This is a genomic window from Paenarthrobacter sp. PPS72, from assembly GCF_048537125.1.
GTDB classification, from domain to species: Bacteria; Actinomycetota; Actinomycetes; order Actinomycetales; family Micrococcaceae; genus Arthrobacter; species Arthrobacter nitroguajacolicus_E.
The window spans coordinates 18,529-39,861 of sequence record NZ_JBLYIE010000006.1 but is presented as its reverse complement, the minus strand read 5'-3'; the positions used below and the strand labels follow the sequence as shown (position 1 = coordinate 39,861).

At 60.5% G+C, this 21,333-nt stretch carries 14 protein-coding genes, 2 pseudogenes and 1 riboswitch; of the genes and pseudogenes, 7 read left to right on the top strand and 9 right to left on the bottom strand.

Going from position 1 to position 21,333, the window contains the following annotated elements:
* Window position 1: 1 nt before the first annotated feature.
* Window positions 2–448 (bottom strand): hypothetical protein, encoded by a 447-nt coding sequence (locus ACLRGI_RS03695; RefSeq protein WP_419200358.1) that lies wholly within the window; start codon window positions 446–448, stop codon window positions 2–4.
* On the bottom strand, window positions 445–894 hold the full coding sequence (locus tag ACLRGI_RS03690; RefSeq protein ID WP_419200357.1) for a hypothetical protein: 450 nt from the start codon (window positions 892–894) through the stop codon (window positions 445–447). Before ACLRGI_RS03690 ends, ACLRGI_RS03695 begins: the two co-directional genes overlap by 4 nt.
* Window positions 895–1,977: 1,083 nt before the next feature.
* On the opposite strand from ACLRGI_RS03690, the gene ACLRGI_RS03685 reads away from it, so the two are divergent.
* Complete coding sequence (locus tag ACLRGI_RS03685) at window positions 1,978–3,819, top strand: MarR family transcriptional regulator (RefSeq protein WP_419200356.1); 1,842 nt, start codon at window positions 1,978–1,980, stop codon at window positions 3,817–3,819.
* A 180-nt stretch (window positions 3,820–3,999) separates the two neighbouring features.
* Here the strand turns inward: ACLRGI_RS03685 and ACLRGI_RS03680 are convergent, their stop codons facing one another.
* Together ACLRGI_RS03680 and ACLRGI_RS03675 are read right to left on the bottom strand one after the other, a co-directional pair.
* Window positions 4,000–4,692, bottom strand: coding sequence for a hypothetical protein (locus ACLRGI_RS03680; RefSeq protein WP_419200355.1), 693 nt, complete (start codon window positions 4,690–4,692; stop codon window positions 4,000–4,002).
* Window positions 4,689–5,633 (bottom strand): ParA family protein, encoded by a 945-nt coding sequence (locus tag ACLRGI_RS03675; RefSeq protein WP_419200354.1) that lies wholly within the window; start codon window positions 5,631–5,633, stop codon window positions 4,689–4,691. The genes ACLRGI_RS03680 and ACLRGI_RS03675 overlap by 4 nt, the downstream gene beginning before the upstream one ends.
* Before the next feature lie 1,796 nt (window positions 5,634–7,429).
* On the opposite strand from ACLRGI_RS03675, the gene ACLRGI_RS03670 reads away from it, so the two are divergent.
* The 3 genes and pseudogenes from ACLRGI_RS03670 to ACLRGI_RS03660 all read left to right on the top strand — a co-directional run.
* On the top strand, window positions 7,430–8,320 hold the full coding sequence (locus ACLRGI_RS03670; RefSeq protein WP_419200353.1) for a hypothetical protein: 891 nt from the start codon (window positions 7,430–7,432) through the stop codon (window positions 8,318–8,320).
* 391 nt (window positions 8,321–8,711) lie between these two features.
* Window positions 8,712–10,272: pseudogene (gene istA, locus ACLRGI_RS03665) on the top strand (IS21 family transposase).
* Window positions 10,269–10,886 (top strand): annotated as a pseudogene (locus ACLRGI_RS03660) (ATP-binding protein); the annotation flags it as partial. The pseudogenes istA and ACLRGI_RS03660, both read left to right, overlap by 4 nt.
* A gap of 241 nt (window positions 10,887–11,127) precedes the next feature.
* On the opposite strand, the gene ACLRGI_RS03655 reads toward ACLRGI_RS03660, so the two are convergent.
* Complete coding sequence (locus tag ACLRGI_RS03655; RefSeq protein WP_419200351.1) at window positions 11,128–12,030, bottom strand: cytochrome c oxidase assembly protein; 903 nt, start codon at window positions 12,028–12,030, stop codon at window positions 11,128–11,130.
* A gap of 775 nt (window positions 12,031–12,805) precedes the next feature.
* Window positions 12,806–13,051: riboswitch (cyclic di-AMP (ydaO/yuaA leader) on the top strand.
* A gap of 10 nt (window positions 13,052–13,061) precedes the next feature.
* Here ACLRGI_RS03655 and ACLRGI_RS03650 point away from each other — a divergent pair.
* The 3 genes from ACLRGI_RS03650 (at window position 13,062) to ACLRGI_RS03640 (ending at window position 14,740) form a co-directional block, all read left to right on the top strand.
* The gene (locus ACLRGI_RS03650; RefSeq protein ID WP_419200406.1) at window positions 13,062–13,880 is read left to right on the top strand and encodes a M23 family metallopeptidase; all 819 of its coding nucleotides are present in this window, start codon (window positions 13,062–13,064) and stop codon (window positions 13,878–13,880) included.
* A 79-nt stretch (window positions 13,881–13,959) separates the two neighbouring features.
* Complete coding sequence (locus tag ACLRGI_RS03645; protein ID WP_419200350.1) at window positions 13,960–14,088, top strand: hypothetical protein; 129 nt, start codon at window positions 13,960–13,962, stop codon at window positions 14,086–14,088.
* A gap of 25 nt (window positions 14,089–14,113) precedes the next feature.
* Window positions 14,114–14,740, top strand: coding sequence for a hypothetical protein (locus ACLRGI_RS03640; RefSeq protein ID WP_419200349.1), 627 nt, complete (start codon window positions 14,114–14,116; stop codon window positions 14,738–14,740).
* A gap of 662 nt (window positions 14,741–15,402) precedes the next feature.
* Here the strand turns inward: ACLRGI_RS03640 and ACLRGI_RS03635 are convergent.
* The 4 genes from ACLRGI_RS03635 to resB all read right to left on the bottom strand — a co-directional run bounded on the left by ACLRGI_RS03635 (window position 15,403) and on the right by resB (window position 21,169).
* A complete protein-coding gene (locus ACLRGI_RS03635) occupies window positions 15,403–16,443 on the bottom strand; it encodes a hemolysin family protein (RefSeq protein ID WP_419200348.1) in 1,041 nt (346 codons plus the stop codon).
* Window positions 16,436–17,797 (bottom strand): hemolysin family protein, encoded by a 1,362-nt coding sequence (locus ACLRGI_RS03630; protein ID WP_419200347.1) that lies wholly within the window; start codon window positions 17,795–17,797, stop codon window positions 16,436–16,438. Before ACLRGI_RS03630 ends, ACLRGI_RS03635 begins: the two co-directional genes overlap by 8 nt.
* Before the next feature lie 532 nt (window positions 17,798–18,329).
* Entirely contained in the window at window positions 18,330–19,439 is a 1,110-nt protein-coding gene (gene ccsB / locus ACLRGI_RS03625) for a c-type cytochrome biogenesis protein CcsB (RefSeq protein WP_419200346.1), read from the bottom strand.
* Window positions 19,439–21,169, bottom strand: a complete 1,731-nt coding sequence (gene resB / locus ACLRGI_RS03620; RefSeq protein WP_419200345.1) for a cytochrome c biogenesis protein ResB — start codon at window positions 21,167–21,169, stop codon at window positions 19,439–19,441. The genes ccsB and resB overlap by 1 nt, the downstream gene beginning before the upstream one ends.
* Between the last annotated feature and the right edge of the window lie 164 nt (window positions 21,170–21,333).

The following is a 21,333-nucleotide window of genomic DNA, read 5'->3' as shown; positions in this document are numbered from 1 at the left end:
GTTAGATGAACGGATCAGGATCGGAGGAGCTGCGTGAACGCGTCTTCTTCGACATCTCGAAAGCGAAATCCTCCACCCATCGCTCGACAGGGTGATTCGGAACCGACCGGCAGGTGATACTAATCGCGTCCGCGGTTTCCCTCAGCATCTCTCCGGAGAGATCCGGCAGGGCAAGGGCAACCTGAAGGCTCTCCAGGTAAATGTGTCCGAGCTCGTGATAGATGCAGTGAAGCTTGTATTGCTGGGACTTCTGCGGGGGGAAATAAACGTTGATGCGATCTTCAAATTCGGCCTTGAATGCAGTCAGTGAACCCCAGGACTCGTTGTACTCGATCAGGTTGATTGGCTTCTCGCAGATCATGGTCAAGCGCTCGACGACTTCCTTCATCGACGTTGTGCCGTCACCGCACAACTCCCGAACCTTGTCCTGTACGGGTGGGAGAGTCATTCATCCTCACCGTTCATCGACGAGTCGATAATTCTCGTGATCATCCTCAGTGTTTCCGGCGACGTCGCGCCCAGGTTTCTCGCGGCGAAGTTCTTCACCTTGAGCTTGCGCATCTGCACAAGGAACTCCATCCGTGCTTCCACCTCGGGAGGAGTTTCACTGTTGAGATCAACGAGATAGCTGGCCGGCACACCAAAAACGAACTCTGCTATGCCCTTCAGAAGGTCCTGGTCGGTCACCAGGCTGCCAGTGCCATTGATCAAATATGACCACCGTGTCCGCGACAGATGGATCCCGTTGGCAGAAAGTGCTTCCTCAACGTGATTGTAAGTGAGTGCCGCGTTGTTGTCGGATTCCCAGATATCTACCAGGATGCCCATACGATCCGCTAGGCGCTCCTTTTTCTGCTGTTGCGTAAGAAACACGCTGCGGCCCCCATTTGCCATCGTTCAAGCTCCTTCAGCCAAGGTCAACTGCTCAGATATCACCGCTACACAGAGCAGGCTGACAGCCGTCACTTGATTTTACCTGATGACATTCATAGCGTATAGGCCATGGGTTGTACATGTGCGGAGCATGTCTGTAGGCTGTGGCGTACTTGATTTCTTGGGGGGATCAAGTACGCCACATCAGCAGGGGCACGTATTCCTGCTACTCATCTAGGCCAGGTTGAGGTGATGCGAACGGGGTGATTATGGGCTTCGCAACCAACCCCACTACCGGGAAATCTCAACGCACTCTCAGTGCAGGGGTAGGGCTGAATGCCAAGGGAGCGTGGATTCGCTACTGTGCGCACGGCGTCGGAATGCCCAATGTGGGCCCACATTACATGTTGGCCCACATGAGGCACCGACGCTGGGCGTCATGGCAAGCACGCGCAGATGGTCACGCCATCAGGCCCTGTTTCTGTTTCAACACGCCGAAAGGTGTTTCTGTTTCAATGCCACTGCCGGAAGACGCACGGTGGTAGTTTCAGTTTCAGAGAAGGCCGGTTGTATAGCAGCCGCCGACTTAGGGCCGGGTGGCACTTGGTTCGACCAATCTATTGAAGTAGCGGCGGCTTCCGCAGCCGAGTTCAAAGGACAGGGATGATGGCTCCAGTTACACGTACAGGCAGACGCTCCAAAGGCGACCGCAAATTCGTCGGATTCCGCATCGCAACACCTAAAGCGGATGCAATGGACCAAATTGCAAAGGCAGAGGGCTACCAGTACGTAAGCGACTGGCTGTCGGATTTGGTTGAGGAACGCCTGGCCAAAACTAAGCTGCACGCAGTTCCCCAGCAGGAGGAGTTCCCGCTTGGGCGCCTAGCCTCATAACGAGGAAGGCCCGCACTAGGCGGGCCTTCGAAGCTAGTGATTTACATTCTGGATTGCTTCCCGGCGCTCAGACTGTAAATCGTGAAGGTTGATCTTTTCAGATTCACCTTTGTCTTGCTATAAAACCGGTCTTGGCGGGCCGGCCCTTTGTTGTCCCTCTGACAGGACCTCCTCGAAAGGATTGTTCTCATCGTACAACAGCACGCGCGCGTGCTGCCAGCAGTCGTACCCGCTGGCGTGTCCCGCGACGATTTCCCGGCTTCCGACGCCGCGCAGGCGTGGGCCGCGCTTGCGCCTCTTCTCGCAGGTCAACCCCGAATCCGCCTGTCCCGTGACGGCGGTAAGACCTACCCCCAAAAGTACGAACGCGCTCTGACTGAGACGCTACCCACTTTTCCTGCGGCGGTTCGGATCTTTGGGAAAGACGGTAGCTGCTCGGCCATCTTCCTTGACTTCGACTCCTCCATTGCAGGTATCGACTGGGTGGAAGCTGACGTGAAGTCTCTCCAATCGTGGCTGCACAGCTGTGGCGCTCGGTGGATTGAAGATCACTCGCCCAATGGTGGCCGGCACGTTTACATACCTCTGGAGAAAAGGGTTTCCTTTTCAGAGGCACGCGACGTTGTCGAGGCACTCGGCATTCGATACCGGACATTGGATAAATCGCCACACCAGAACCTTCTTCACGGTTGCATGCGCACACCAGGATCACCCCACAAGCGTGGCGGCCACCAGGAACTCTCCATGAGCCTCGGCATGGCGTACGACGTTGCAAGACGGCCAAACAAAGGTCGGGTCTGGGAAGCAATACGCCAGGACTTGAGCGATGAAATCGCCAGCGTACGAGCGCTGAGGCTGGAACTGCCGCTTTCCCTAGAAAGCAGTAACCCGGAAGCACCGCAGGTGATCGGGCGGATGTCCAGGCCAATGCAGCAGATGGCGCTGTCCGGCCTGTACGACGCCAATCGGTACGCCTCGGACTCAGAAGCCCGTCAGGCTGTCCTGACAGCGGCGGCTGCCGCCGGAATAAAACTTGTCGAGGTACAACGACGGGTCCTCCAGGGTGTCTGGCCCGGACTTGCATCGTTCTACGCCCGCTACGCCCCTCATCACAGGCTCCGCTCCCTGAAACGGGACTGGAACAACGCGGTCGACTACCTACGAAAAAACCAAGGCACAAGGACCGGGAATAACAATGCCCGTAAGTCCCCCACAAGCCAGCCAAATACACAGCCCCCACTAGGAATACCCTCAAACCCAGATTCGAGCAGCGAGCACCGCTACCTGCGATCCTGGAGAAACGCCCTGTCGTTGAGGGAGCCTGCATACGCCAGCTCCCGAAATGGTCTAGCACGTCGGATGGTTCTACGAGCGTTGGGCGCGGCTGCCCATATGACAGCATCCCGATTTGTTGAGTTTGGTGATCGATCAATCGCCGTGGCGACAGGGCTGGATCACACAACTGTGGGCGCTCACCTGCGGGCTTTGCGTGCTGAGCATGATCCGTTGGTGACGTTGGTAGAACGTGGCCGGGGAACCAAAGGTGACCTCTACATGCTGACGGTACCGGAAGGACTCCGCGCAGTAGCTGAGGATCTGACTTGGCGAAAGGGAAAGATTCACGCGCTCAGGCCGGTTTTCAGGGAGTTGGGTTTGCCGGCAGCGTTTGTTTACGAAGCTTTGGAGAGCACACCAGGGCTCACAACGGCGGAATTAGTCGCTCAGACGAAGCTGTCGAGAACCGCCGTGAGCGAAAGCCTTGAGGTCCTGGCAGCCTGGAACATGGTCTCAAGGAATGGCGCACGATCTTGGATGATCGTTGCTACGACGTCTCTCCAAGAGCTTGCAGAATGCTTTGGTGTACTGGAGGCTGTAGCAGCTCAGCTCCAGAGATATCGCGTCGAACGGATTGTGTGGCGGGAGTGGCTTTCAAAGAACGTGAACACAGTAGCGGAGCTCCTGTCCCCCACAGATGATTACCCATGGGAATCCTTTGAAGGACCACCTGACGAGTGGACCCTAGCTGACGTGGCCTTTGCCAGAGTGATATGAGTCGGGCATGGGATTCTGGTTTTCAGGAAAACGAGACTTCCTAGGCGCTCGATGTCGTTAGTTCCATGCCATAAGTGGTGCCATAAATCCCATTGGAATGCATGCCATTAGTCGAGCTGGATACAAGGGAGGGCCGGCGGATGGGAGTGTTGCATGGTCCCTGCCCGACCGGCCCAAAAGCTAGTCGTTGAGATGGAGCCTGTAGACCGTGGAAACGAGTGCACTCCTGGACGGTGCATTGAACTCGACGACTTTCTCATCAAGCCACGCAGTCTGATGCCCGTCGAGTCGCACTTGAATCTGAATGCCGGCCTCCCCGCGTCGGCGCGGCACTCGCCGGGGCATGCCCGACAGTGACGGAGTAGATTCAGGTCTGAACTCTTTAGCGATGCTCGCCTCTGATACAGAGTCGAAGGCGTCCAAAAGAAGATCTGCGTAGGTTGTTCGCTGTGAGTGCAGAGCTTCTTTCACAGTGGCTAAGAGATCCGGGGCCAGATAAACGCCCACATTGCGCAGGGCGCCCAGAACGGTTTCAGAGGCCTTTGTATCTGAACTTGACGAGACCTTCTTGCGTTCTCTGGCCTGGGCTTTGTTCACCTTGTTCGCCCTGGAGACTGGTTCTTGGAGCTGGTTCAATCCCCCAGCCGCACCGATAGGATCCGTTGGCGTCGAATCGGAGGGAGGAGCGGTTGACTCGGACTCCTGCGCTAGTTCAGGAACGACCGATATGCGCGTCGATTCCGAAGAACGGTCAAGAATTTCTGGCGCATCTGGTGCTTTCCTCCGCTTTGGAGCGAGCATTCCTTCGAGCTTTGCGCCACGAGGTGCTGAGGGCGCGAATGCGTTTGCGAGGTTTGGCCGGTTGCTGCTCATGCGAGCTCCTCACTTTCGATCGTGTTCAATCGTGCCAGGATTTCGCCTGTCAACTGCTCGAACTCTTCAGCCAGTCCCCCAGCATTGCGGGAAAAGAAACCATCTGTGGGCTTCTCCCCCGCACGAAGTGCCTTTAAGCGCTTCTTTTGAGCATCTGTAACTGCTCCTTCAAGTTCGTGGAAGAGCAACCCTTTGCGCCGTGCGTCTGCACTTGCACTCTCAAGACTCCGGATCCTTGTTTCGAACACCGGGGCTACTTCTCCGAGCATCTCAGTGAGGGTGTCTCTTACACTGCGCTCAAGTCTCATCGACCGTGGCCCGACCCCAAAGAGCACAATGCCGGCTAGCTGGAGCGAGGGATTCCGGTCCCGCACGGCCATAAATCTCCGCGCGATCCGCTCTACCCCGTCAATGCTGGCGTCATCAGACTTCGTTGGAATCACGACAGCACTTGAGATGGCGAATGCTCCCTCGACCAACACCCTCTCCCCCGGTGGCGTATCGATCAGGATAAGGTCGTAGTCGTCGGCCAACGGCGCCAACACTGCGTAGAGCATGTCACCGAAGTCGGCTGCGTCTGAGCGGCTGGAACGGGAAACCATCAGCCCCTGGATGTCTTCCAGTTCTTGTCCACCGGGTATAACGTCGAGGTTCTCTCGCACGTTGTGAAGGATGAGCGGAGCGGTTCCTGCGATCAGCGCTTGGAACAGCTCGCGCCCGTTTTGTCTCTCATATCCAAGATCTCGGGCCAGATCCCCCTGAGGGTCTAAGTCCACCATTAGGACTCTTGAGCCTGCAAGTGCCACGTAGCCACCGACGTTGGCAGCAGTAGTTGTTTTGCCCACTCCCCCCTTTCCGTTGGCGAAAGAGATTACACGTTCGATTGCACGTGCTCGATTCTGTGTGAGGTTTGCCGGTGCTTGCAGCGACGCTCGTGGCATTTGTTCCAACTCTCCTACTGGTCTGGCACTCTACCTTCCACTCTATGGGTGCCGTCCTGTTGAGCATCGCAGTGACACACGCGTGTTTCATTATCTTTCGTCATATAGCCCGTCATGCGATACCTCCTGCATGTGTTCGTACGGCAGGGTAAGTGGGAGACAGGATTGTGTGACACATGGTCCGGTTTATTGATGCGCCAATGCGTTTTTACACTGATGCACCGACAAGGCAAATCACTGGTTTCTTTGCTGTTTATACCGTTGGTTGACACGCTTTGCTCCTCATGTTGGGGTTAGTGAGGGCAAAAGTTGTTCCTAAGGTTGACGGTGTTACTAGAGGTCCTCTTTGGACAACCATAAAGATTGAGGTTGGGGACAAGGCTAGTGTTCTCATAGTAGTTATGGCGTTAGTTATGGCATGAAGTGCCGTTTTCACCCGAATGGCCAATCAAGCAACGCCTGGGGAGTGCGTCATGGTTGGTTGTCCGGGAGAGTTCCGACTGGGACTGGCGGGCAAGATCTGTGCCATCTGGAATCAGCGACTTGACAGAACGGGCCCATGCGAAGCTAGCCATCTCATTAGGCGACAGGCATGCATTCCCATAGTTGTTATGGCAAGTGCTATGGCACCGTCAGGTCGTCGGCAGTGCTTCCTTAACTCATAGGTGTGAAACAAGCACTTCTTTGCCGTGGGCGGAATCCCGTTGGGATCAGGGGTCTATCTTTCTCCATCTGGCGTGAGCGGACTGCCGCGTGATCCCCAGAGTGGAAGCAATTGTTGACCAAGGAAGTCCTAGCATGCGGCTCCTGCTCACGGCGTTGTCCAGCCTTGCTTTGGCAGCCCGAAGGGTCTTTTGGGCAGCCAGCAATTCATCGATCGCCGATGACGCTTCAGCGTGAGTCCGCCACTCGACTTTCATGGCATCTTCGGCCGAGACCGGGGGAGTGGCGAATCCCAAAAAGGGGACGTATGCACTGTGGTCATCGTGATTAGCTTCCAACCTGGTCGCAACCCTCGTCCAGAACCTGCCCTTCCACCCACAACTACATGAAGCGCGCCATCCAACGACCTCGTCGTCATTGACAACTTCATGGTCGCGCTTCTGGGTATCTCTTGGAAACGTTCCCGTTATGCCTGGAACGAGAACGCCAAGCCCTCCCACTTCATTGGACAGACGTCCGTCTGGAATGACCATACAGGCCTTACCCTCGTGGCGGCCATCGCCTAAGTCCCACTGCACTGCTAGTTCCCTACTGTTGTTTGCCGTCAGAATATCCTGACAGCGACCCTAGACTTCCCGTCCAGATTCCAGTAGAAAAAGATCCCAGCAGGGATTCTTTGACGAGAAATAACGCCCGCGGCTGGTGACGATCAGGGTTCGAATGCTTCCGGTCTCTTTCCCATGGTTGATGTCCGTAGATCGGCGTGGACCACTGCTCCTCCTAGCTAGGCTTCACCCGATGCCAGAAGATGGCTCTGAGAACATCTGGCAGAATCCCTGGCTTGCCGTGTCTTTCGCCGGCGAGACGGGGCTAGGTCAAGCCCTCTGGCCTATGCTGTGGCATGTAGAGGCCATTCCTATGGTCTATTTTCAGGACCGGATGACTCTGATGGTGCCGCTTCAGCGGTGGCTGTATCAAGAGACTGACAGGCTATTCAAGTACCTCACTTCTGGAACGTGGCCTGAAGCAGGGACTTTTGTGGAACCCGAATGGATTGTGCCGCCTTCGGCTGCTTAAGGACCCCGGAGCGTCCAGATGGGAGCACGTTAGTCGCGCAGCAATTATGGTGAAGTGTGACCATTGATCTACGCGGTGTTTTAGACCCCGCGCCCACTAAGCACATTGGCACTTCCGGATATATCGAGGTTGCGCTCACCGAAATGACACATGAAGTGGATGTAGGCGGACACGCCGTCCATCTATCTATCGCCAGTGGCAATACGGCCATGTCATCTACCGAAGGTGGAACGTTTGTCGGACTCATCACCGTCCTGGCGACAGCCGATGACGATACACAAATAGACGAAGTGGCCCAAGCGATGATGACGGCGGCAACACGTCTGTCCGATGCGATCAGATCAAGACAACCAAATGTCGGACTGGTAGGTCAACCGCCCGAATTTGTCTCGTTCGCGGTTCGAAAAGAGGGCGGCACATGGGGCTCGTACAACTACTGGCCGCCCACCCGGCCTTGGTATGTCAACGATGTACTAGAGACCGACTACGTAGTCTCGGCGCTCAAGGATGATCTGGGCCTAACTGATCGGCTTCTGGCTCAGGCTGCTTTCTGGTCGTTTCACGCCGAAGGCAGTGATCCCCAAACCGCCGTCCTCCTTGCCGCAATTGCATGCGAATCTCATGCAAAATCGACGTTTCATGCGATATTCGAAAGTCGGAACGACGGGCTCTTGGGAGATGTCCTTTTTGGAAAGATTCCGCCATCCACATTCTCGTCTTCAGACCTTTACCATCGAGTAGCCATAGCAATTGTTGGTCACAGTCTGAAGGACATTGAGCCAGCCACGTACAAGGGCTTGGTAAGACTTTTCGAACTTCGCAACAAGGTTGCGCACACTGGCCGACTCGAGCCAGGGCTGGACGCCGCAGAATCACTGAGGCTCGCGCAAGCATCCGTGAGGGACGCATACGCGGCCGTGGCGTGGTTGCGCGCAATTACCGTCTAGGGCGGTGCCCCTCAGCCGCTGCTGGACAAGGTTGGAGCCGCCGATGGCCCGTCCACCGGTGGGCCGCACGTACCATCGGCGAGCATAACGGGGATTGAAGCATTGGAGTATCGCTGTTCAAGAAGCCCGGCCAAACTAGGTTTCCCAGTTCCTTGAAACTGCCGTGCCCTGAGGTGGGTACCAATCAAGCCGTCCTGGCGGGCTCCAATCAAGTTGACACAATCACATGAATATTCGCGCTTTTGGGGTCCATCTGTCGTGTGTTTGGGGGCCGGCGGGCACAGCGTGCGGTAGCGGTCTTGGGCGCCGGTAGTGGCGTGTTTGGGGGCCACCCCGGCTTAGGCTCCTTCCGTCGTGTGTATAGGGCGCACGGCGGAAGGAGTAATCATCAATGGTACGGAAGATCAGAGCGAAGCTCGTGTTGCAGTTGCGCGCCGAGGGCCTGTCCGGGCGGGCAATCGCGGCATCGCAGGGAATGTCCCGGAAGAGCATCACGGCGGTGCTGGAGGCTGCTGATGCGGCCGGTGTGGTGTGGGATGATATCGCCGACAGCACGGACCGCGAGGTGTATGCCCGGTTGTTCCCCGGCCGCGGTGAGCATCAAAGCGTGTTCGCGCAGCCTGACTGGGACCAGGTCCACCGGGAGATGGCCCGGGTCGGTGTGACGCTGAAGTTGCTGCATGGCGAGTACGCCGATTCATGCGCCGCTGCCGGGGAGCCGTTGATGGGTTATGACCGGTTCTGCAGGACGTACCAGCGGCATGTGTTGGTAACGGGTGCGGCGTCGCGGGTCGGGCACAAGGCCGGTCAGACGGTGGAGGTCGACTGGTCGGGGCCGACGATGCAATTGGCAGATCCGGTCATGGGCAAGCCCAGGACCGGATCTGTTTGTGGGATGCCTGCCTTTCAGCCGGTATGCGTTCGTTGAACCTGCCCTGGACATGAAGCAGGACACTTGGTTGCGGGCACATGTGGCGATGTTCGAGGCCTTCACCGGTTCGGTGCCGCGGATCGTGCCGGACAATCTGAAGACCGGTGTCATCAAGCATCCCCGCGAGGGCGAGGTCGTGCTCAATGATGCTTACCGTGAGATGGCGGCGCACTATTCGGCGGCGGTGCTGCCAGGGCGTGTCAGGGCACCGAAGGATAAGGCGAGCGTGGAAAACACAGTCGCCCACGTCGCTACGTGGGTCATCGCCGGGCTGCGCCAGCGACAATTCACCTCATTGCCGGAGCTGCGGGCCGCCATCATCGAGCGGGTCGCGGCCTACAATGCGGAGCCGTTCCAGAAGCGGCCCGGCTCCAGGGCCAGCGTGTTCGCGGCCGAGGAGCAGCCGCTGCTGACGGGGTTGCCGGCGGCGGCCTACGAGATCAGCAGGTGGGCATACGGGCGCCGGGTGGGCCGGAACGGGCACGTGGTCTGGGAGAGGAATTACTACTCGGTGCCCTTTGCCAATATCGGCACCACGGTGGACCTGCGGATCACCGATCGGGTGATTCAGGCCTACCGGGGCACCGAACGGCTGACCAGCCACCTGCTGCTGCCCGAGGGCGCGGCCAACGAGTACCGCACCAACGACGCTGACCTGCCCGCCGGCGAGAAATACCGGCAGTGGGATGCGCCCCGGGTGCTGGAGTGGGCCGAACGGGTCGGCCCGGCGGCAGTGACCGTGGTCAACCGGATCTTCGAGTCAGTTCCGGTCGACGAGCAGGGCCTGGACGCAGCACTGTCCGTGTTGCGGCTCTCCCGGCGCTACTCGGCCGAACGCCTCGAGGCGGCCTGCCGGCTTGCGTTGGCGGGCCGGGTGCGGTCCCCGCGGTATGCGCATCTGCAGCCGATCCTGGCCACAGGGCAGGACAAAGCCGCCGGGCTCAGGCCACCACGGGATGAACCGGTCGAACACGGCGGATACGTGCGCGGCGCCGAATACTACGCAGGTGGTGCCAAGTGAGCGGGATCGATATCGAAACCAAACGCAAGCTCCGTGAGATGGGCGCCGCCCCGATGTTAGAGGCGCTCGAGGCCCAGGACGAGACGCTCGTGCTCGGCATGGCCTTCGAGGAACGGCTCCGGCTGGTCGTCGATGAGGCCCACGCCGGGTTCAACCACGCCAAGGTCGAGGGGTTGATCCGGCGCGCCGGGCTACGCTACCCGGGCGCGGATCTGCGCCGGCTCGACCTCGTGGACGAGCGTGGTCTGGACCGGAACGTAATCGCCCAACTCGGCACCTGTTCGTTCATCGAACGGCAGCAGAACGTCGTGTTTCAGGGATTCACTGGATCCGGGAAATCCTACCTGGGGTGCGCCCTGGCCAAGCAGGCCTGCCAGCACCGGATCCGGGCTCACTACGTCCGTATGCCCGACCTTGAGGAATCCTGGGCGCTGGCGAAGGACAAACCACAGGGACAAACCAAATTCCTGAACAAGTACGCGGCCTTCACACTGCTCGTGATCGACGAATGGCTTCTCGACCACCCCGACGAGGGCATGCGCAGCATGCTCTTGGAACTGCTGGAACGCCGGTATGACACAGCCTCAACCGTGTTCTGCACCCAGTATGGCAGATAGCGTGAGTTGGTACGGGCGTTCCGGGTTGTTGGTACTGATGTTCCGGTGAGTTGGTACTGTCGTGGCTTGTGGGTGCTGCTGGTCCGGCGCCGTTCACAGATTGCCGCCGGAAGGGGCGGCGGGCACGCTTCCTGCCTTGAATGCGAAGGCTGACTCTTGAGAAAATGCCCGGAACCAGCGGTATCTTGGTCGTTTGGGGCCGGCACTGATGCGCTGGCCGCGATACACGCGGATCCAGTTACCTCTCAAGGCGTCCCTGGGCCATACTTGCGAGGTATACGTTGTAGGTGTCGAGCGCTGCATCATCGACGCGTTGTCGTTGCTTCGAGGTGCGCATCTCCCGAGTGCGCCAGCGGGAAAGGCAGACGATGAGTACCACGAATAGCGGCAGTTCTGCATAGGTCCATACCAGGGCCCCGGCGATCGCCTGGTCGAGGATCGGATCATGGTCGCCGGTGGGGTTGGCGTATGCACTGAAAAGCGGTGTCCCGGTTCGGAGCAGGATCAGGCCGAAGACGGCATGGATTTGGAGCTCGACGACGATGTCCACGAACCGCACAGCGAAGGATGGGACACGTGGCAAGGGGTCGGACGACCAAAGCGGTATCGCCGAGATGACGCCGAGGACGAGGAAGATGAACAACAGGGCGTCATGGCTCGACGGGATGCGCATGATGATGCTGATGACGTTTGTGAGATAGAGAGCCGGGTACAGCAGGATCGCGGCGACGATGGCTACCACGGGGTGTAGTGCGGCGCGGCAGAATCGTGATCGGAGTCCGGCGTGCGCGGCGCGGAGCACGAGTCGTCCGAGGCCGGTGTGCGGTGTACTGCGCAGGAGAAGACGCCCCGGCGAGCCAGCGATGAGAAGCGGCGGGACGACGGTCAGCAGGGTGATCTGTTGGAACACCAGGCCCGAGACGAACTCCTCGGCCAGGCGGTTCACGCCGAAAGTCGTGACGGCAAAGATCAGGGCGCATCCAATCAAGAACGATGCCGTACGGGCGATTGCCCAGCGACGGCGATGCCGCCACATCCAGATCGCCCCCCTCAGGTACAGCGCCGCAAGCAGCAGCGCGGCGACGGCGATTGGCGAGCCCGCGAGGGGTTCGAACGCGACCCACTGGTCAATCGGTGGCATGGCAGGTTCCCTTCACCGAAGCGATGATACATGGTTATTCGGCCGCCGCGGTGTGGGGAATGGGACAGGTGCCTCTGGAGCAGGAGTGCAGAACCCATCAGCGCGGCGCGGCTTGAGCTCTCCAACGGCCCGTTCTTGGTGGGGAAGGTCCATGACGTTGTGGGACTCTACCTGAACCCGCAGACCCCCGCAGGGAATCTCCACTCGGAGGTCTTCTCTTTGTCACCCAACCACGCCGAGCGTTCCTAACGTTCGTGGTCATTACACCTAGGACGCCGCCGCGGTGAAATCGGAGGCCACTGTTTCCTGGGCTTCCCGTCCCGGGCTGGTGCGCAGCCGCTGCGTAGGGGATGATTTCGGCGCTGGTCCTGGTGGGGGCGTGGAAGTCCGATTCGCCGTGCCGGGAGAGCGGGATCACCGGTCTTGCCGCCGTTGCTGGTTTTGATCAGATCAATTGTTCGTGCACCGGCGGTGAAGCCCATCAGCACGTGGCTGGTGGCCACCGAGTCCGTGGATGAGGATGGCGGGCAGCCCGCTTGCAGCCCAAGATGCCTCGGTCGAAGGGTGTCGGCGGGGTAAAGGCGTAAAGGCCGCCAAGGCCAAGACACCGGCCGCCAGGCTGTAGAGGATGAATGATTGGGGATTGGGAAGGGAGGGAAACTCCGGATGACTTAGATTCACCCAGCCTTGAAGGTCGAATCGTCGTAGATAACGGAATCATTACGGTTAGGTTTATCCGCTATAGTTGATCCGCAGCATCGATACCAAAGCGTTACCCGATCCGGAGCCGAACTCTGCCAACGGGTCGGTGCACGAGTCACCATCTGGCAGAGGTGGAGGAACCACAACCGACGGTCACAGGACTGTCTTGGGGTGAAGTCCGTCAGCAGCAAGCCCTGTCCTAGCTATAGATCCTTCCGTGGAAGGTCGCTGGGCAAAGTGCTGGTTAGGACGTGCCGGGTCTTTGAACTCTCTGATCCGAATCCGACAGCTAACTTCGCAGGCGCTTCAGAGAGGAAAAAGTCTTGGCCATGCACTCCTCCAGGGGTCGCAGACGTGCGACAGTCCCGGCTTCACCGCCCCAGTCGGCCGGGGCCTATCTGGAGGAAAGGCCCCGTGCTGGCCGCGGCCACAGACGTCGTCGCCGGGGAGCGTTCCGCCAGATCACAGATTTCGCTGCGGCCAGTGGCGTTGGCCAGAAGGCTGCCATAGCGTTGGCAGCCTCGGGTCTTGTACTCACGCTGAGTGTTCCGGTGACCGGGCCGACGATGGCAGCGCAGGAACAGGGTCAGCCCTTGTCTGCCATTGCCGCCGCCGCGCAGCCTGAAATTTCCGCCGCGGCCGGAGCCCGGATTGAGTTCAGCCGGTCCGCCGTTGGCACCCGGGCGGACCCGGACGGCAAGCTGAAACAGCTACTCGGCACCCAGTCGGCCGGTACCATAGCCCGCGCAGCTTCCGCTGGAACTCTTGGCGCTCCGCTCGCTGCAATGACCATGGTTTCGCCGTTCGGGTACCGGGTCAGTCCCCTTACTGGCGGTTCAGGGGATTTCCACCGGGGACAGGACCTCGTGGCCCAGTGCGGCACCTCCGTCCGGGGCGCTGCCGCAGGCACCGTTACCTTCGCAAGTTGGGACCCGTACGGCGGAGGGAACCGCGTTGTCGTGGATCACGGCAATGGCCTGAAAACCACATACAACCACCTGTCTTCCTTCAACGTGCTCAAAGGGCAGAAACTGTCCAGGGGGGACGTTGTCGCCCTCAGCGGAACCACTGGTGCCTCCACCGGCTGCCACCTCCACTTCGAAGTTGAAGTCAACGGTCAAGTCGTTGACCCCAGCGGGTGGCTCTAAATCAACTAATGCCAAGCTCCTAAAGCGGTAGTGACTTCTGTTTGGACCCCTCTACTTCAGGCTGGTTGTGAGTCAGGTAGTGAGTGAAGAGAGCCGGAGCAGCCACGAAGCCGTAATCGAGGTCTCCGTAGGCCCGGCCCTGCTTCCGTCCAACAGCGACAGCTACCATTTGGCGCTCCGCGACTACGGCCTTGACATGTCCGTATGACCGGCATGTGCGAGATAATGGGCCAATGGCCAAGACTCCAGCTCAGCGCATCAAAAAACACGGCGCGAAGGCCGTAGTCCCGGAGCACCAACTGCCCCCGGCAATCAATCCGACCACTTCGGGGAAGCCGCAGAGGGCCCGGAGCAACAGCAATGCCATTGTGATCGCCAGTGTCGTGGCCAGCGCCTTCCTGTTCTGGTACTTGCATCTGCTGACGCTGAACCAGATGACGCAATTGTCCAATGGGATGGCTATGCCTGACTCGTTGATCGGCGGGTTCTCTGCTGACTATGTCGCCCAGTTGCGCGCCGTCATGGACGACGACGCCCGTGGTCAGTTGAACTACGTCCACAAGACTGCCGGCACCTTGTTCCCCCTGATCTTCGGCCTCAGCTGGCTCCTGCTGATCGGCGCCAATGTGGCGAAGAAAGGACTCCGCTGCGCCTTGTGGGTGTTGCCGCTGCTGTTTGCCGCGGTGCGGTTGTGGGGCAACGTGGCCATCGATGCGGCGCTGGACTCCGCGGTCCCCGTCGCCGGCGCCGTTGCCCTTGCCTCGGCGCTCACGATTGCGGGGTGGATGCTGCTCCTGCTGAGCCTGCTGGCCGGCGGGGCCGCCTTTTTACTGAGCCGCGTGGCCCGTGCGTCGAGGTAGCCTGCGACCAGCCAACCCGCATCACGAGGTCCAAACTTCCATGATTTTCAGCCCCGGGAGCGGCCCCAGGCTTCCTTTTCCTCAAGGCCTACGATGTCAAGACCGCCCCGATCGACGCTGAGGCCAAGAAGATCGTCCAAGGTCCGTGAGCTATCACGTGTCGTTTGGGCGCGAGGGAGTGAGCGAACTTCGCGACGGCATTGAGTACTAACTGGAAATGCTAGGGAACCGGACTCTTTCCTTGGCCAGAGATCTTGGAGCGGTATCCTCTGTTGCTGGTCCCTGATCAGTGAAGCGAATTCAGGCGCGGGAGACTAGCTGCGGTGGACTTTGTAGCTGACGACGTCTCTTAGTGGAGGGCCCCGTGCTGGGGAGCCTATTTTCTGTGGGGCCGGGTCTCCAGCGGGAATTGTCGCTGACGGTCCATGTAGTCAGCGGACACCCACGGCCGGGCCGGATTCCACTCTGCCTGCCGGTGCTCGGCCCGCCCGCAACCATTCGAGATTTCACCTTTTCTCAGGTCCCTACGTTGTCCCGGTGCTGCTCGAAGGCATGTCGGTTGCGATTCGGGGCACGGAGATCGCGAGGCCCATGCCTACCCGGAAGGCCGCGCGACCGTCGGGCGATGAGGGGTACCAGCCGGGTGGCCTGACGGGCCGTGTTTATGCGCTGGTGGCGTCCTGCACTTCACCTACGAGCTCTTCGATGATGTCCTCGAGGAACAGGACGCCGGTGGTGTTCCCTTCCGCGTCGAAGACCCGGGCCACGTGGGCCCCGGTTCGGCGCATGGTGGCCAGTGCGTCCTCGAGTTCGCTGCCGCTGTAGGCAGATGCAAGTTTGCGGATCCGCTTGGCCGGAACCGGTTGGGCAAACCTTTCCTGGGTGGTCAGGTCTATGACGTCCTTCAGGTGCAGGTAACCGGACGGCACACCGTCGTCGTTGGTGAGGATGTAACGGGAGTAGCCGTGTTTCGCCACCGCTCTCTGGATGTCTCCCGGGGTCGAGGAGGCCGGGAGGAGTACCATCTGGCCGATGGGTACCTCCACGTCCGCGACGGTCTTGGACGTGAATTCGAACGCTGCCGTCAGGGTGCCGCTGGCGTCGGTCAGCGTCCCGTCCCGGGTGGACTGCTCCACGATGTTCGCCACCTCATCCAGAGTGTAGGCGCTGGTGGCCTCGTCCTTGGGTTCGACCTTAAACAGGCGCAGGATGGAGTTGGCGATCCCATTGAGGGTCCGGATCACCGGCTTCAGGATCCGGGCGACCATCACCAGGGGCGGGGCGAGGAGCAGCGCGGCACGGGTCGGCAAGGAGAATGCAATGTTCTTCGGGACCATCTCGCCAAGGACCACGTGTAGGAAGGTCACAAGCAGCAGGGCGGTGACAAAGGCGATGATTCCGATCGCTTCGCCGGACAGCGACATGAGACCGAGGGGTATCTCGAGCAGGTGTTTAATCGCCGGTTCGGAGACGTTCAGGATCACCAGCGAACTCACGGTGATGCCCAGCTGGCTGGTGGCCAGCATCAACGTCGCATGTTCCATCGCCCACAGCGTGGTCTTCGCGGCTTTGCTGCCGGCCTCGGCCCTGGGCTCGATCTGCGAACGCCGGGCGGAGATGACAGCGAACTCGGCCCCCACGAAGAAGGCGTTGACCACCAGGAGCACCACCAGCCAGATGATGCCGGGAAGATACTCATTCATGGGTCAGCTCCGCGGTGAAATTGTCGATGATCCGGTCATGGGCACTTGTGGGGGGTTCCTGCGAGTCGTCGGGGGTGTAGCGGAGCCGCTCCACGTGGGTGCCCACCACGCGCTCCACGCGCAGGAGTCCACCGTTCAGCGCGACTTCGTCCCCGAGCTCGGGGATGCGGTCCAGTTCGTCCGTGACGAAACCTGCGATGGTGTCGTACTCCTCACCGTCCGGGACTTCTATGCCTGTCCGGTCCAACAGCTCGTCGGGGCGCAGGGAGGCGTCGAAGGTTACGGAGCGGCCGGTCCTGACAACACCTACACGGGCACGGTCGTGCTCGTCTTCAAGTTCGCCAACGAGCTCTTCGACGAGGTCTTCGAGGGTGACGATGCCGGCCGTACCGCCGTGCTCATCGGAAACGATGGCCACCTGCAGGCCTTGTTTGCGGAGCAGGCCCAGCAACGAATCAACGCCCATGGATTCGGGAACCCTCAGGGGCTCGATCATCAACTCGGAGGCATGCATCTGGTCGCGTTGGTCCAGGGCAACGGCGAAGGCCTGCTTGACGTGCAGGACTCCCAGGACGTCGTCCCGGTCCCGGCCGATGACCGGAAAACGCGAGTAGCCGGTCGAGGCAGCGAGGGCGAGGATATGTTCCGCTGCGTCACCGGCGCTGACCGCCGTCATCCGCACGCGGGGCGTCATGACGTCCGCGGCGGAGTGCTCCGAGAAGCGCAGTGTCCGGCGCAGCAGGACGGCGTGGTCCGGGTCCAGGACGCCCTCCAAGGCAGAGCGGCGCACCAGCGAGCTCAGTTCTTCCGCGCTACGGGCACCGGAAAGTTCTTCCTTCGGCTCGATGCCGAAGGACCTGATGATGGCATTGGCGGTGTTGTTGAACAGCAGGATCACGGGTTTGAACACAGTTGTGAACAGGGCCTGGAAGGGGACCGCCACCTTGGCGGTGGCGAGCGGCAGCGCCAGTGCGAAGTTCTTGGGGACAAGCTCGCCAATCACCATCGAGAAGATGGTGGCGATGAAAATGCCGATGACGGCGCCGATCCCGGGCACCACAGCCTCGGGCAGGCCAGCCGAGAGCAACGGCCCGCCGAGCATCCTGCTGATGGCCGGTTCAAACGTGTAACCGGTGAGGAGCGTCGTCAGCGTGATGCCGAGCTGCGCCCCGGAAAGATGCGTCGAGGTGATCTTGAGGGCCTTGATCGTCGGGCCGAGCCGCTTCTCGCCGCGGGCCTGGCGGGCTTCAAGATCGTTGCGGTCAAGGTTGACCAGCGCGAACTCGGAGGCAACAAAGAATCCAGTACCGACTGTGAGGAGAAGGCCGATACCGAGCATGATCCATTCATACATTCGGGCGCCCCTCTCCCGTGACGGCCGGCGAACCGGTCAGGAGGTCGAGGGGCTTGGGCATACCTGAAGGAGGGTCATCCATAATGCCTGCAATTCTACGCTGTACGGACTCGCCCGCAGCGCGATGCACCGCAGGCCAAAAGCGGGCAGCGTGCGGTGGCGCCATCCGCGAAAGCTGCGGAACCTCCGTTGTGTGAGAACAGGCAGCTACAGCACTTCCGCGCCCCCTCCTTTCCAGGTGTTGAAGTTCAACGGCAGTCCCCGGCTGAAGCTCGCCATGATCGCTGGCGAACTTGTCAGTGGATACGCAGCCTGTTTCCGGAACCGGAACGGCGGGAGCAACAGAATCATTGTTGGCGGGTACGCGAATGAGCCGTGCTACTACATTTCTGATAGCACTGCCAGGCGAGGATGACTTCGTGGTCGGGAGCCCCGAGGTGCGTTTCTCGTCCAGCCGGGCCATGTGTTTGTCGTTGCGGTGGTCGGGAACCGATCTGCGGTGCAGCGGGAAATCCGGGTGTGCCTGCCGGCGTCACAGTCCTGAGTATGAGTGTAAACCGTTGAAGAACTGGTTCACGATGGTGAAGTTGAAGACTACGCAGAGGTAACCCGTGATTGACAGCCACGCGGCACGGGTGCCGGTCCAGCCGCGGGTGGCCCGTGCGTGGAGGTAGCCTGCGTAAACGACCCAGATCACGAAGGTCCACACTTCCTTGGTGTCCCAGCCCCAGTATCGGCCCCAGGCTTTCTCGGCCCAGATGGCCCCGAACATGAGGGTGAACGTCCATCCGATGAAGGCCACGGTGTTGATCCGGTAGGACAGGTTTTCCAGGCTTAGGGCGTTGGGGACCAGACGCATGAAGCCCAGCTTGTCTGTCCGGCCGGCGGCGAGGCTCTTTTGCCGGTGGGATTGGAGCAGTTGCAGGGCGGACATGGCGAACGTCAGGGTGAACAGGGCCGAGGACAGCACAGCGATGGAGACGTGGATGATGAGCCAGTAGCTTTGCAGTGCCGGTACGAGGTGGCCTACGGGGGTCCAGTAAGCTACGGAAGCGGCTACCAGCATAATGACCACCAAGCCGATGACGAAGGTTCCGAGGAAGCGGAGGTCGCGTCTGATCAGCACGAGCAGGAAGACCGCTGCGACGACGAACGCACCGGTGGTGAGGAATTCGTACATGTTGCCCCATGGCACCCGGCCAGCTCCGATCGCACGGGTGATCACCCCGGCCGCGTGGATGGCCGCGCCCAAAATGGTCAATGCCACGGCAACGCGGGCAGGGACGCGGGGTCTGGCACCGTAGCGCATGCCTGGGTCGGCCGTCAGCCCCACGGCTGAACCGCTTCCCTGCGATGCGCCGCCCGATGCCGAGGACGGCCGCTCGGCACGCCCTGCGGGACCGCTGACGTCCGTGCCGGACCGATCAGGTGGCCCGTCAACTGCTCGAGTACCCAGTCCGGCCGCCACCGGGATCCTGGCCGGTGCCGCTGCCGCGGCGGCTTGCAGCTCCACCGTGCGCAGGAGCTTGCTGCTTTTGGCGAGGTCCCAGGCGAATGCGATGAACGCTACCGTGTAGGTGCCGGCCGCCAGCAGCATAAAAAGTTCGCTGTATTGGCCCATTGTTTCGTTCAGGGTAGGCATTACTGTTCCTTCGTTTGCTCATGCGGGCTGGGTTGCTGACTCGAGGAGGTCTGCTGTGCGCTGTCCCCGGCATCGGTCACGTCAATATCGCCCTGACTGCTGGGAGCAGCCCGGGGGTCGAGTGGCCATTGTCCGGCCAGCAACGGCCGGAGAGCCGCGGCCTCCGCGGCCAAGCGGTGGTCCTCGCCGCGGGCCAGGAGGCCGTACTCGACCATGGTGCGTCCGTCCTCGTGGTTGCCTGCGCGGACCCAGACGCGGCGTCGGTTCATGTAAAGGGAGGTCACTAGCCCGGCGGTTGCCAGCAGTGAGAACGCCAGCACGCCGCCCTGGCCCGGCACGGTCCGGATGTCCACGCCGATGTAGCGTTTAAGTCCATCGAAGCTGATCGAGCCCTTGCCCTCGGGCAGGGTGTAGGACTGTCCGGCGTTCAGCACGATCCCGCCGGCCGGAAGGTCCCGGCCGTTGAGCTGTGTGAGCTTCTGCACATCCAAGCTGTAGACGTTTTGCGGCTTTCCCGCGTCCAGTCCGAGATCGCCGTAGTAGGAGTTCAGGTTCAGCTGCGGGTTCAGCGGGTCCGGATCGAAGCTGTAGGAGACTCCATCCTGGTTTTTGACCGAGGAGGGCAGGAAGAACCCGGCAAAGCCCAGCTGGGACGGTGCGGCATCCGGAGCCTTGATCACTATGGTCGAGGTATACACGCTGTCGGTGGGGATGGAGACGACGGGTCCGCTGAACGCGGTATTGCCGTTTCCGTCTTTCACCGTGACCACCGGGGCGTAGCCGTTGCCGACCAGAAACATCCCGGTCTCACCGAAGTACACCGGTTCATTGACTTTCAGGATCTGCTGCCGGGGCTGCCCGTTCAGCCCGTCCCGGGTGGTCAGGGCGGCCGTAAAGTCGATCGGCTGGCCGAACTGCTTGGTTGATTCGCGGTCGAAACGGACCTCGAATTTGTCCAGGGTGACGATGAAGGGGTCAAGTTCGCTGCTCTGGAAGTTGGTCCCCGGCGTGAAATTGTCGTACCCGACAAGCGTGTTCACGAACGTGCCGCCTTCAATAAGGATCTTCTGCCCCCGGTAACCGAACATGCCGCCAACCGCCACACACACGAGCACGCCGATCAACGAGGTGTGGAAGAGAAGATTGCCGACTTCCTTGACGAACCCCCGCTCGGCCCCGACAGAGGGCATCGGACCCTCGATGTCCCGGATCTCCACCCGGTAGCCACGCTTCTTCAAGACCGCCGCAGCGTCCTCGATCGCGTCCCGGGGCCGGATCCCGGTTCCGGCCGGAAGGACAAATGTGCCATATTCCGGCAGGCGGGAAAGCCGTGCGGGCGTGCGCGGCGGGGCGGACCGCAGGGCTTTCCAATGCGCCCGGGCCCGGGGCAGAACACAGCCGATCAGGGAAACGAACAGCAGGATATAGATCGCGGAGAACCACACCGAGGAATACACATCATAGAACTGCAGCGCGTCAAGGATTTCCCCGTAACCGGGGTTGTTCTTGATATGCCGGGCCACGACGGCAGCATTCGCCGGGCGCTGCGGAAAAAGCGACCCGGGAACCGCGGCGATGGCCAACAGCAGCAGCAGAAACAGCGCTGTGCGCATGCTCGTCAGCTGGGTCCAGGCCCAGCGCAGCATCCCGGCGGGCCCCAACGGGGGAAGCACCGCGGCCGTAGTGTCCACAGTAGGTTTTCCGGTTTCCGGAGAGTTGTATACAGGCATTGCTACTTTCCGGTCGCGGCGGTGCGGTGTGGTTTCCTTGACCCTTACTTCTACAATACGTAGAAGCAACGTCTGTGTATATCTTCATACGATCAAGGAAGGCGGTCAATGCCGCTTGTTCCACAGCTGAGAGCTGCCCGCCTGGGTGCCCTTAGGAACAAGGT